Genomic DNA, 13,177 nt, shown 5'->3' with positions numbered 1-13,177 from the left:
TTGATAAATTACACTTTTAAAACACTTAACTTTCTGATTATCAGCACCAAATTACGAAATTACAAAATTACAAAAAAAACACGCTTTTTTTGGATGACACGCTGACCTGTTGTACATTTGGGTTACGATTCAACTCCGATAAATAATCACACTCATTTCGTGATTTAGGCGAATAATCTGTTTAACTAAAACCAAATAACATTCTATTTTTCAATACATTGATTTCGCTTTTCGGACGAATAATATGTAAATTTGGTTATACCAACTAAAAGCAGAATATGAACGTTGTTTGTCACATCCAGGATCAGATGCATCGGGAATATTTGAACTCTATCTTTGCCTATGAAGATGGGGCATTTTCTATCTTTCGAGATACGGAAGAGGGAAAGTTTATTTGTTCTATGATCCGTTATTCAGACTACCCGGTAGAGCAGAAATGCGATCCAGAAAAAGCTGTATATTTTCGGCTACCCCGCACTTCTGCAATGTCCACACTTTTCACCAGATTCAGCTACATACATCCGGATGATCAGCGTAAGATCAATGATTACATCATTGCACGCTTCAATCAGGACTTTATCCAATATTATTACGTGGGACGTAATTTGAAGATGAAACAAAAGGATGTCATTGAGAATTTTATTCTAGCAAGAAAACTTGTGAGTAAGATCGGCGAACAGGAACAATTAAAGAAGCGAGCATACAGGTCCGAAGAAAAAAGCATTAATAAGATTGCGAATAGATTAGCACGCCGAGTGCAGCTTCAGAGTGCATTTATACGGAAAACCATTTTAGAAATCCAACAATATCAATAATATGGCCATTCAGATCATTGAATCAATATCATTCGCAACAGTGCGCGACGTGCTTGAATTCGAGAAAATTCCAGATAAAGGTGTTAATGTCACAGTCAGAGAATGGAAGGATCTTGCCATCCATCCAGCATCTGGAGATTTAAGCTTTAACACAAAATCGGATGCCTCTGGAATACTTTATAACATTGGGATTCAGGCTAGGCTAAAAAATAACAATCCGGTAGGTGATGAATGCATTTTTAAAATAAAGCTATGCGCCGGGAAAGAATTAATTGTAGGATCTCCTTTTATACCGGTGACTATTCTCCAGAACAGCTCCCTATCACTTACTTCGATTCGCATCGACCACATCAGCCCTACTCCTCCACTAGAGTTGATAACAAATTAATAGAATTCTATCCGAAATAAATGCCTAAAAAGCCCCTATAGGATACGGCATAGGGGCCTTAGAGCATTCTATAAAACTCCAAAAACGTCCTTTCCAACCCTAACTGATAACACAACCTTTGCATAAACCGAACGAATATGCAACGGAAAATAGCTGCCAACTGGCAACATCATCTTTTATCAGCCATTATTAGAGGCCATTTCATGATCAGCCCGGAACTAGCATTGGGGCTAGGAACTCAGATAGACTCTATCCTGAACTCTTCACAGCTATATAGTAAAGAACTAATGGCGTTAGATAACATCAACATCATGGCCTATGAAGATGATGAAGAACATGAAGCTGATGAGATTGGAAATGAAGGCGCAAAAGTTATTGTTCTTCCAGTAAAAGGCACCATGCTCAAATATGGAACATTGTGCAGCTATGGAATGGATGAAATCGCGTATTACACTAAGTATTTTGCGGCCAAAGAAAATGTTTCTGCCCTCGTTCTTGATATCGATTCTGGTGGCGGCGCTGTAAATGCAGTTCCTCCTATGTTAGAGGCTATCGATTTTGTAAAGTCCATTGGCAAGCCCATTGTTGCGCATTGTGACGCTGCATGTTCAGCAGCTTATTGGACAGCTTCCGCGTGTGATTACATATTCGCTAACAACGATGTATCGTCGGTATTCGGATCTATTGGTGTGATGCTTTCCTTTATCGACATGGTCCCGTATTACGAAGCTATGGGAGCAAAATTCCATGAAGTTTATGCTCAACAGTCAACCGAAAAGAATCTGGCGTTCCAAAACCTATTGAAGGGTGAATATGATCAGATCAAGGAAGAAATGCTTAATCCATTGGCAATTAAGTTCCAAAATGCTGTCAAGATGAACCGACCAAAGCTGAACCTCGAAATTCCAGGCATCCTATCCGGTTCCACATATCAAGGCAGTAAATCTGTTGAGGCAGGACTTGCAGATAGAATTGGGACGTTGACCGATGCAATCAACTATGCTTCGGTGATGGCCTGGGAGAAGAGTAATTAACATTGAGTAAATATCAACCTAATCCTATTTAAAGATGAATTGGAATAAAATCAAAGCAGTGTTCTTAAAGGCAATGAACGTAACTTCCCTTGCCGAGAACAAATTAAATGCTGAACAGCGCGAGACATTGAAAGAAATTTTCGGAGAGAGCGCGCTTGAAAAGTTTGAAGCAGGCTTAGCTGCTGAGAACCCCGAGGAGCACTCTAAAGGAATCTTCGAAGCAATGAAAGCGGTATTCGCTCCTGAGGCACAGCAAGCAACTACTGAGTTAGCAGCACAGCTGCAGGCGGCCATTGCAGAAAACAAGAAGAAGGATAGTCTTATCCAGGCATTGATGGAATCCCCAGAGGACCTCCCGAAAGCCGAAACCAACGAATTCCAGAGCAAAGGAGGAATCCCTAAGGTGATGAGCGTAATGAGAAAAGCAGGGCACTATGCAGCCGCTTTTGGATTTTTAGCCACGGGAACGATGATTTCTGCGCAAGGGAAAACAATCGATGTTGGAGCAGTACGTGATGAGTTTGGAACTTACCTTAGTCAAAACGGCAATAACCTGGAGATCGTTCGCCAGCTATTCACTGGCTTCAGTTCTTCGAAGTACTTTAAAACTGTACCCGCGGTTACCGAGCACAGAGCTGTTCAAGCACAGATCAATTCCGTAGTTCAGAAGTTCACACCAAAGTGGACTCCTAAAGGCAACACGAAGTTCACGCCATTGGTGATTAAGAACCGCAGACATAAGATCAACGTACCGATCATTCCTGCAGAAGTTTTGGACTCTTACCTTTTCCATTTGTATGATGAGCGTCTTTCTCCAGACCAGATGCCTATCACAAAGTACATTTGGGAACAACTGATCTATCCTCAGATCCTCGACGATATTGAGCTTCGAATGATCTTCAAAGGAAAGTATGTTGAAGTAACGGATCCTAATGTTGCTACCGATCCAGAAGACAGCATGGATGGTATCGAGACGATCCTTGTTCAACAAAAGGCGCTTGGACAAGCTTCTAAAATCAATTTCACCACTGACACAATCAACTGGGATACAGCGACGGCGGAAGAGATCCTTGATTTCTTCGAGAACTTTGTGGACGACTTGACGCCTCTGTATAAGAACAAGAAGATGAATATCTACGTCTCGCCCGAAATCTATCGTAAGTATCAACGCGCTTACAAAAAGGTTTGGGGACAGAATAGCGGTCAGGACGGTGATTTTGGAACTGCCAAAATTGACTACTCTGTTAACACGTTAGTGTCGTTGGACGGTATGTCCGGATCCCCTATTGTTTTCTCTACGCCAGCCGAAAATATGGTGAAGCTGCGCCACAAGAACGAGGTACCACTAGTGATCAATGATGTCCAGAAGCACGACTACGAAGTTCGCTTATATGGAGAATTTTGGTTAGGCGTTGGCTTCCAAATTGCTGAAGCTGTATTCGCTTATGTTCCTCAGGGATATGATCCGCAAGCGGGCCTACGCCCATCTGATCAATTCCCAGATGGAACATCTCCAGATGATGGCTCTGCATCATCAAATGGCGGATTGTAATCATAAATAGTCAACCATAACCAAAAGGGCAGCTCGCTGCTGCCTTTTCCAACTAAATAATCAACTCAAACTTTAAATAAAATGGCCTATCAAAAAGTTTCATTAAAAAAGAAAAGCGGCGCACCTGGCGGACTGAACTCGCGAATTATATTGATTCCATATGATGATATCGAATCATTCCCGCCGCGTGGCGAGGAAGATGTTCTCGTTAGTGGAGACATTACGCTGAAGGCGGCGGCCACTGCGATCGGCATGTATGCAACTTCTTCGACTATCTCTCGACCTGACAATCAGGAAGGTGAAGAAGACGAAGAAGGTTATATCCAAACGTTATCATTTACGCATCCTGGGAACTACCTTGAAATCGAAGAATTTAAGCAAAAGTGGTTAGGCAAACCTTTCATTGCTATTACTGATGAATGTGGTGATGGGCGCGGTACTCTAGTGCATGGGTGGCAATGCAACCCGATTTACTTCACGCTAGAAAACCAACGCAACAATGAAGCAAACAAATCGACGTTCAATTTTGCTCAACGTCGCAGAGGTATTTTCGTTGCAGGGTTTTACGCAGGTGAAACACCTGCATTAGCTCCAGAAGCTACGGGCTCTGGTGCAGGTGGATTATAGTTTTTAATTGTTCAGGCATGGGCTTGCTCATGCCTTTTTATTTATGCTTATGAAAGAATTGACTGAAAACCAACAAAAAGTGTACGAAGCCATAAAGGCGGAAAGCAACACAATTGACAAGCTGGTGGAAACGACCGGCCTCAGTAAAGGTAAGATCACTGGCACAATAACTTCATTATTGAAAAGTAATTCCATCCACAAATCTGAAGACGGGTCCTACGCCGTATCGCATATTTCCAATGATGCAGAATCATTACCGTCAGAAAAACGAGAGAACGAAATTTCGCCACAAGATGTTCGTCTTTCGCTCGTTATCCCCTATTTAAAATCAGAAGCTTCAGGCGAGGAACTGAAATATGCACTACGTTCTATCGAAAAAAATCTAAAAGTAGACGTACGAGTAGTTATCGTGGGAGACAAAGAAGACTGGTTCTCTCCGGAGATCGTGCATATTCCGCATGAGCCATACCTCATCAAAGAAGATTGCGACTGCCCAGCGCCCTCAATGGTAAAAAACCCTCAAGCGGATGTAACGCATAAGCTTTTTATGGCGATAGCATCGGGTGAGGTGACGGGAAATTTCATTCTTTCAAACGATGATATCTTCTTGCTTGGACCGACATTGCTTTCCGATATCGAAGTTTTGAAAGCATTCGGAACTCTTGAAAAAGGTGGTAAAGTTGGTGGAACGTACAATCAGAACTCAAAACGGACAGCCAACGTTTTAGAAAAGAACGGTCTTCCTATCCATCGTTACGGAACGCATACACCAATGCTACTGAACGCCGAAGAACTGATCGAAATTATCGAAAGATATAATGCGCTGGAGAAAGGCTACCTCTTAACTTCGTTATACTTTAACGAGAAGTATCCAGATGCTCGTCCGCTACAAGTAGACGGTACGGCTAAAGATCCTATTTTAGGATCTGCGTATAGATCCGATATCCCGAAAGATCTCCTAGAAAACGTATTCAGGTCCAGAAAATTTTTGAATTGCGATTCCAAAGGGTGGACCGCAGTTAAACCATTGCTAGAAACTGTATTTTCAAAGCCATCAGTTTATGAGCTCTAAAAATGGACTAGTTCTGGCCATCCTGGCGGCAGCTGTCCAGCATGGAATTAAAACCGATGGTGACTATCTAGAGTTCAACATCAATTCTAAAAACTTTCAACTGACCGAGAGTTTCAAGCTTCATGAATTCTTAACAAAGAACAAGTCTAATACCTTTACCAGGATAAATGCAAACATTATTGCTGAACTACAAACATTGCGTACAATATTTGGAACTCCAGTTGGAGTTTCTTCCAGCTACCGGTCGCCGCAGTATAACAAGTCGGTCAATGGAGCGACTTCTAGTGAGCACATCTTGGGAAACGCGTTAGATACCTACCCCATTAATGGGAATATCAAAGGATGGAAATCGACAATTAAGAATTTCAAAACATCTGGCGGAACCGGTTATTATAAGAACTTTGTTCATATTGATTCCGGAAAGACTAGGACTTGGAATGGATAAAACGTGTATTATCTATGCTAAAAAATCTAATCCATAATTGGTTAATAAGCGGGGCTGACGTAGAAGTCGGCCTTCGTTTATTTATTGACTACGCTAAACCGAGTAATGCCGTTCTCAGAATCGTTTCTAAGAATCCTGTAAAGCACTTACAAACGATCAGGATAGCGCTTTTTAAAGCTGCTGACATCCCGCTAGATTTTACAGCACCCGCGAAAACGCCAGTAGATACAACGGCTTTAGAAGGCCCGAAAAATAGTTCTATAAAACTTCGCAATCAATGGCCGTTTTTGTCTGATCCTGGATGCCCTCCAGAACTGAAATTATTAATTTCAGATAAGATTACCGTGTTCACGAACTGTGTTCAACTATATAATGGATTGACGAACGTCGCGAACAATGAAGAGCAACTGGTTACGGCTTCGAAACTGGTCGATAATTTCATTGAAAACCATAAAATCTATAAAGAATTAAAGCACTACTTGGATAACAAGAAAGTACTAGGCGAGCACAGGATTTTTTTACAATATAAGCGTATCAAGGATCTAAGAAATTTGAGTACGATGGAACTTTTCAATAAAAAAAGGAATCTGGAGAACAACATTTGGAGAACGCAATCGAAGCTAACAAAAGGAGATCGCGAGGACCTCAGGCCTATAAGAGAGGCGAAATTAAAAGAGTTCAGGATGCAGTTGGCTGAAGTAGATAGGTTATTACTTTAATTCTGTATATTGTCAATATTATGGAAGCCGGAAAGTTATACCTATTTGCGAATGGCGAAATTTATCTTATAAAAAGTTCGTTAGACTTAAAGTTCAAAGAATTAAGAAATTTATATAGAGATTTGACAAAGGAGAGTGATTATTTTAAATTTTATTCTTTTTATACTTTAACGTCATCAATTATAGAGCTCAGCCTGAACTACATTTGTCTTTTGCAATGTGTTAATTTGTATGGCTTTAGCGATTATAAACCATTTAATGAGATATTCTCTAACCTAAGGTTTAAGGATAAGTTACTCTTATATCCGTCCATATTTTCTTCCGGAAAATTTTCAACAGACAATGAGGATCCTACGATCCAGGTTCTATCGAAGTTTATCACTGATAGGAATAAACTACTACACCCAAAGCCAATTCTCGCGAAAGGTGAATCCAACATAGCGCCCAATGAATTCAATGACTTTGACAGCCTGTTTGATGCATTTAAAACTAGAGGAATAAATCACTTAGATTTTGAGTTCAACTTTGAGGAGATTAAATTTTTCAACATATCTTATCCGGATTGCGTTAAACTGGCCAAGGCTCTAGGTGTTTACAAAAAAGACTACTATGAAATTATGACATCCGAAAAAATAGTTGCAACGAAACTTATACTTAAGAAAAAATAAGTCCTTTAAATGCCACTACTCAAGTGGCATTTTTGTTATATGGATAAAACCAAACCCATAAAACATCATGGCATATCCCTATCAGATGAAGAATGGGATAAACTGGAAATCCTTTCAGGCCTAGGATATTCAAATGATAAGATTGCTACATACTTCGGGATTAGAAAAACCGTCTTTCGTCAGGTTGCTAGCGACAATGATTCCTATTTATCGGAGCGATTAAATGCCGGAAAGATCAAGCAGGATATGGATGAACGGATGGGCTTACATCATCTCGCAGTCAGAGGTGACGTTGCAGCTCAAAAGCAGATTCACGAAATTAAAAGAACCCGGGCATTTAAAATATCCAAGATGGATGTCTTTGGGGCGTTCGAAAGCAAGAGAATCCTAGAAGATTTAAACGATTATATCCAAGCAGGAAATTCAATCAAGGACATTTCAATAGAGGAGCAACTCTATATTGATAGTCTGGTTTTCATTCGTGATATGGATTCCATCTACGGACGCAGAGCTACAGTCGATTTTTTTGTAAAAAATTTTGGTTTAAAACACCAACGTGCTTCCGAAATGTACGAGGAGTCATTAAACCTTTTCTTTGGTAACAGAAACCTCAATAAGAAATCTCTTAGAGGCAAATTTGCAGATAAGCTGGAACAGGCTGCGAACGTAGTTGCAGAGAACGCCGAAACATCAAGAGATTGGGAGGTTTATGGAAATCTGATAAAACAGGCTGCATCGATGTTAGAGCTCGATAAACCAGATATAGAGAAGCTTGCGAAAGAACTTTATATGCCAACAGTTAAATTGTACACTTTAGATGCAGAGATGGCTGGTCTGCCATCAATCAACAGAATCGATCTCGCTAGTGAAATTGATGCCTTAGATCAACCAGAGAGCGTGAAAGTATCATTGAAACAGGATGCTTTAATTAGTAAAATCGACATTTCAGGTCGCCTCGACAAAATTGAAGAGGAATTCAAAAAGTAAATCAAATATTATAACGATTCAAATGGCTTGGAGACCAAAAATTAAAATAACCGACGAGATATCGGTAGCCTTTGCCAACTGGGTAGCTCAATTTGCCGCGTTGATACTGCCTCGTTTCTTGTATATGGTTCTGGGTAGAGGCTCAGCTAAAACAACAGAAGTGGTCGTTGAAAGGTTAACAGAAATGGTTTATGATATGCCGGGCGCACCTATAGTTTGGGTCTCGGATACTTATTCCAATCTCCAAAAAAACGTCTTACCGTCCGTACTAGAGGGCTTGGAAAGGAAAGGTTTTAAAGAAGGTGTTCATTTTGTTTTAGGTAAGCAGCCCCCTGAATTCTCGGATGCAGAAAAGGAAGATCTACCTGAAACGATACGCGAACATTTTTGGAAACCTTACAATAGGTTGGTTTCCTACAAGCATACAATGATTTTCTTTTCCGGCTTAAACATTACCTTCGGATCATTGGATCGGCCTGCTTCTTTGGCTGGAAGGTCTTACGTTCATGTTATAGGTGATGAAGTCAAGTATTTTCCTGAGCACAAGATCGCCAATCTAATAAAGGCCGTGCGTGGATACGCAGTAAAATACGGCAAATCTGTATTTTATCGAGGTCATACCTTTACAACAGACATGCCTAACACGAAGAATATCGGAGAGCATGACTGGATCTTAAAACAGGTTAACAAAATGAAAAAATCGGCTGTTCTTAGGATCTTAAAAGCGGCCTTCGTGCTGAATGAATGTGTCCAAGAGCGGATCTATCACCAGCAAAAAAATGATCATGAAGAAGTTTCTAAAAAACTTCGAACGGAAGAGAGATGGCGCGAAAGGTGGAAATCAGTTCGCCTCCACAAGGACGGACAGACCCTCTTTTTTATAGCTTCGTCATTAGTAAATATTGACATACTTACACCAGAATGGTTTACAGACGCAATCCAATCAGATTTAGGTGATGTGGATACTGCGGTTTTATCTTTGAAATCATCTCTGGAGTCTGGCGAGCGCTTTTATGCTAATATAGGTGAAAAGCATTTTTACCAAGATGGAAAGGATCCGCGATGGGCCGAGCATTTTGGGATCGAGGAAAATGAAGACTGTAGAATTCTCAAGTATTTAAATCGGCGAAAGATTATAGAAGTAGGATTAGATTTTGGTAACATGATATCGATGACGATAGGTCAACCAAAACCGAATAATGCCTACCGGATCCTAAAGTTCCTGTATACTCTATCTCCGGATTGGATTCCAAAATTGACCGCAAATTTTAGAGAATATTTTTCAAAACATGAAGAGAAAGTTATTCATGCTTATTATGACAGAGCGGCAAATAATTATAAAGATGCGAAAGTCGATCTTGCATTAACATTTAAGAACTCCATGGAGTTCCTTGAAGATGGTAAAACTCGATCTGGCTGGAAGGTAATCTTGATGTCTAGAAATCAAGGCAACATCGGTCAAGCTGAAGAATATATTTTTATGCAGGAATTGTTTTCTGGTAGTAATCACAAGCTACCGAAAGTAGAAATTGACTTCTTCGAATGCAAGCAACTGAAAGCTTCGCTCGAAGGCGCGAGAACCAAGATCGTTCCAAACAAAAAAGGGTCCTCCGTCACTACGAAAGACAAAACATCTGAAAAATTGCCAATCAACCGCCTACCGATGGAGTCTACTAATCCGTCAGATAGCTTCAAGTATTTAATGATGCGCAGAGAATGGCGAAATTTAGTTAAGCATAAAATCACACATAACATTTCAGACACGTCGGTTGTCGGTTAATCGTTAAAAAATTATAATAAATAATCAATTGTATAAAAAAGTTTTTATACTTGTAATGTATTCACGTTTATCGTTTTTGAAAGATGCCACTGATAAATCAAATAAAAGACAACATTATTTTCATATTCCGCTCGTTCTTCTTGCCGGATATGGATGTCATTAGTGTGGATACAAAAAGGCTACTATCGAACCCGAACGACAAAAAGCTTTACCTCGATACGGTTTACGAACTGAAAGCCGAGTTGGAAAAAGGGGGAAAACAGACATCGAAAACGATTACTCTTTCAGATAAGACTCAGATTACTCTGTCTATATAACAGTAATATTGATGAGTTTCGGCTTAACTATTCTATCCTTAGCCTATATCCTGTTTTTGATAGTACCAGGTATAGTTTTCAAGCGTTTTTTTTATCAGAATAACCCGCAAAAATTACCGGGGGTGGGCAATTTTGCGGACAGAATAATTACAAGTCTATTTTGTGGATTTATAATCCAAATCATAACTATATTATTATTCACCATTGGAATTAGTCAAATATCTTCTTACGAGTTTATCGATTATTACCGTCGTTTAATTAATATTCATGAGAAACTGGTTTCTAATTCTTTGCCTGTAATATCTACAAAACAGATAATATATCTGTTGCTTGAACTACTATATTCTTTATTAATCGCTGCCACATTCGGATTAATTGGATTTAATATTATTCGAAAATTCAAACTAGACGTAATATTTCCTGTGCTTAGATTCGATTCAGAGTGGAAATATCTATTTCGTGATGATAAGAGAATATTTGACGACGATTCAGTCACTAATTTTAGAGTTTTCGATTCTGCTCAGCTTGATTTAATTGTTAAAGAAGCCTCTGGCGACTCATTTTTGTATTCGGGCATATTATATAATTACAAAACCAATAAAGAGGGATCGTTGGAGTTTATATCATTACTTGAAACAAAACGTTATACGAAATCAAAGGATACACAAGAAGTCAAAATAAAAGCAATTCCTGGTCATGTCGTTATCATACCATATTCGAACGTCTTGAATATGAACGTAACTTATTTTTACCGAACTCGTATGACAACCAACAGGTTTATTGAATCAATGTTAATCGTTTTTATTACCACGAGTTTACTTCCCATTATCATATTACCTTGGTTTTCCTCTGCCCCTTGGTATTGGTGCATCGCTTCGATACTATTATTGTTACTATCCTGGTCCAGTGTTGTTGGTTTGTTATCTCCATTTATTGGCAATAAAAAAAACAATTTAAATTTAGGGGGAATCCTCATTCTTATTTTAACCTTTCTTTTTAGTTTCTACGGAGCCTTATCGCTACTTAATATCGATTTATTTCAATTGATTAAAGACTTGTCTAATAAGTAAGCTGTCCTTTATAAGACAACATATTTGAAACACCTTTGGTAAAAATCAAAGGTGTTTTTCTATGACTATATTCGAAGCCATTTCAGAAATGAGAAAACTTTCAAAACAAGGAAAATCATTCAGTTTCACTTTCATGTCTTACTCAATTTCTAGAGGAACCACCGATGGTATTATTGAAGTGCAATCTGCTCGATTACGGAAAAGAGGAAGTTCTGATTTCAACCAATACGCCGAACTGCAGGAAGAATATGTCAATACGAAGAACGGAGAGCCACGCAGGTTTTGGCACTGTTGCCTGCTATCATTAAACGGCCAATCGCTTAAATTTTCAACTGAATGAGAACTGAAAAAATCACAGATAATTCAAAAGCAATTCATTTGCCGGACGGCTCTGTCTATACCGTTTCGATGACTCACAAAACAGATGACGCTTGGTCCACAAGGCTGCTCTCTGTGAATAATTCTTGGGAATCCGATCCAGCAATAGTAATGGGCAAAAAAATGGTACCTTATGGACACAATAACGATTTGCCGACCATGATCCGCCGAATAATGGACAAATCGAACATTGGACCCGGAATTCTAGAGAGAAAGATTGGTCTCCAGTATGGGGAGGGTCCGTTTCTATATTCAGAAATGATCGAGGAGCACGATAAGAAAGTCAGAAAGCCTATTAAAGATCCTGAGATTGAAGCATGGTTAAAGTCGTGGGATTTTGACCGATATGTTGAAATTATAACGACAGAATTCATGCATCTCAAAGGTGTCTACACTCGTTGGTACAGAAACAAAGCCCCTCGAATCGGAGGAAAGCCAAAAATCGCTAAACTAGAACCGGTGCTCAACACTTGGGCGAGACTGGAATGGCCAGAACATCCAGAAAAACGCTTAGAAAATGTAAGGAATATATACGTCGGAGACTTCGAAAACAACTGCCTTCACTCTGGAGTAGCAACATATCCTGTATTTCAAAAGAATGATCCGTTTAGACATGGAGTTTCCATGTCGTATAACAATTTATATAGCTATTGTCGTTCGTTCTATTCAATTCCCTCTTACTATGGTACGTTAAACTGGTTAGTGACGGCATCCGAGATTCCTGACATAATAAACTACCTAACGGACAATGGAATTTCTGCTGCCTTTCATATCCATTCTCCAAAAGGTTATTGGGATGACAAAAAGTCTAAATTAGAGGAAAGATACCCGCAGGAAACAGACGCGCAGATAGATAAAAGACTTAGCGAAATTAAGGAAGAGCTCTTTCGCTCAATAGCAGCTGCGTTATCCGGTAAGGAGAATGCAGGTAAATTTATTGAAACAGTAGATTTTTACGATGAAGGGGAGCTATGTCAGTGGAAGATTGAACCTATTGATCAAAAAATTAAGGATTTCATCGAAGCTCAAGTGAAAGTGTCGGAAAAGGCTGATTCAGCAGCAACCTCGGGGATGGGGCTTAACCCAGCACTCGCAAATCTGATAACGAACAACTCGTTTTCTGGAGGTTCTCAGCAACTATACGCAGCAAAGTTCCATGTTCTCACCGACGTGAATATTCCTGAAAGAATCATTTTCGAAGCGGTGAATCAGGCAATAGCTATCAATTGGCCTGAGAAGGATTTCAAAATAGGCTTCTACAGAAAGGTAATTATGAAAGAGGATGAAGTTTCTCCAAGCAACAGAGTGACCAATCAAGTATAATA

15 protein-coding genes are annotated in these 13,177 nt (G+C 39.6%); all 15 read left to right on the top strand.

Annotation, left to right across the window (positions count from 1 at the left end):
• Nucleotides 1-278 precede the first annotated feature (278 nt).
• The 15 genes from DSM08_RS07925 (at nt 279) to DSM08_RS07855 (ending at nt 13,175) form a co-directional block, all read left to right on the top strand.
• Entirely contained in the window at nt 279-815 is a 537-nt protein-coding gene (locus DSM08_RS07925; protein WP_149525658.1) for a hypothetical protein, read from the top strand.
• 1 nt (nt 816) lies between these two features.
• On the top strand, nt 817-1,203 hold the full coding sequence (locus DSM08_RS07920; protein ID WP_149525657.1) for a hypothetical protein: 387 nt from the start codon (nt 817-819) through the stop codon (nt 1,201-1,203).
• Nucleotides 1,204-1,340: 137 nt separating this feature from the next.
• On the top strand, nt 1,341-2,237 hold the full coding sequence (locus DSM08_RS07915) for a S49 family peptidase (protein WP_149525656.1): 897 nt from the start codon (nt 1,341-1,343) through the stop codon (nt 2,235-2,237).
• Nucleotides 2,238-2,271: 34 nt separating this feature from the next.
• Nucleotides 2,272-3,789: a hypothetical protein gene (locus tag DSM08_RS07910; protein ID WP_149525655.1), complete on the top strand. Its 1,518-nt coding sequence runs from the start codon at nt 2,272-2,274 to the stop codon at nt 3,787-3,789.
• Between the two features lie 81 nt (nt 3,790-3,870).
• Nucleotides 3,871-4,416 carry a hypothetical protein gene (locus DSM08_RS07905; RefSeq protein ID WP_149525654.1) on the top strand — a complete coding sequence of 182 codons (546 nt, stop codon included), beginning with the start codon at nt 3,871-3,873 and terminating at the stop codon, nt 4,414-4,416.
• Nucleotides 4,417-4,465: 49 nt separating this feature from the next.
• Entirely contained in the window at nt 4,466-5,488 is a 1,023-nt protein-coding gene (locus DSM08_RS07900; RefSeq protein WP_149525653.1) for a hypothetical protein, read from the top strand.
• Complete coding sequence (locus DSM08_RS07895) at nt 5,478-5,933, top strand: YcbK family protein (protein ID WP_149525652.1); 456 nt, start codon at nt 5,478-5,480, stop codon at nt 5,931-5,933. Before DSM08_RS07900 ends, DSM08_RS07895 begins: the two co-directional genes overlap by 11 nt.
• A gap of 14 nt (nt 5,934-5,947) precedes the next feature.
• Nucleotides 5,948-6,652 carry a hypothetical protein gene (locus DSM08_RS07890; protein ID WP_149525651.1) on the top strand — a complete coding sequence of 235 codons (705 nt, stop codon included), beginning with the start codon at nt 5,948-5,950 and terminating at the stop codon, nt 6,650-6,652.
• Between the two features lie 20 nt (nt 6,653-6,672).
• Nucleotides 6,673-7,320, top strand: a complete 648-nt coding sequence (locus DSM08_RS07885; RefSeq protein ID WP_149525650.1) for a hypothetical protein — start codon at nt 6,673-6,675, stop codon at nt 7,318-7,320.
• Nucleotides 7,321-7,359: 39 nt separating this feature from the next.
• Nucleotides 7,360-8,307, top strand: a complete 948-nt coding sequence (locus tag DSM08_RS07880; protein ID WP_149525649.1) for a hypothetical protein — start codon at nt 7,360-7,362, stop codon at nt 8,305-8,307.
• Between the two features lie 22 nt (nt 8,308-8,329).
• The gene (locus tag DSM08_RS07875) at nt 8,330-10,087 is read left to right on the top strand and encodes a hypothetical protein (RefSeq protein ID WP_149525648.1); all 1,758 of its coding nucleotides are present in this window, start codon (nt 8,330-8,332) and stop codon (nt 10,085-10,087) included.
• A gap of 83 nt (nt 10,088-10,170) precedes the next feature.
• Complete coding sequence (locus DSM08_RS07870; protein WP_149525647.1) at nt 10,171-10,404, top strand: hypothetical protein; 234 nt, start codon at nt 10,171-10,173, stop codon at nt 10,402-10,404.
• 11 nt (nt 10,405-10,415) lie between these two features.
• A complete protein-coding gene (locus tag DSM08_RS07865) occupies nt 10,416-11,474 on the top strand; it encodes a hypothetical protein (RefSeq protein WP_149525646.1) in 1,059 nt (352 codons plus the stop codon).
• A gap of 88 nt (nt 11,475-11,562) precedes the next feature.
• A complete protein-coding gene (locus DSM08_RS07860; protein ID WP_149525645.1) occupies nt 11,563-11,814 on the top strand; it encodes a hypothetical protein in 252 nt (83 codons plus the stop codon).
• Complete coding sequence (locus tag DSM08_RS07855; RefSeq protein ID WP_149525644.1) at nt 11,811-13,175, top strand: hypothetical protein; 1,365 nt, start codon at nt 11,811-11,813, stop codon at nt 13,173-13,175. The genes DSM08_RS07860 and DSM08_RS07855 overlap by 4 nt, the downstream gene beginning before the upstream one ends.
• Nucleotides 13,176-13,177 lie beyond the last annotated feature (2 nt).

It is taken from the genome of Sphingobacterium hotanense (genome assembly GCF_008274825.1).
Lineage (GTDB): Bacteria > Bacteroidota > Bacteroidia > Sphingobacteriales > Sphingobacteriaceae > Sphingobacterium > Sphingobacterium hotanense.
The sequence above is the reverse complement of the archived record's forward strand: the minus strand, read 5'-3'. Positions and strand labels throughout refer to the sequence as shown.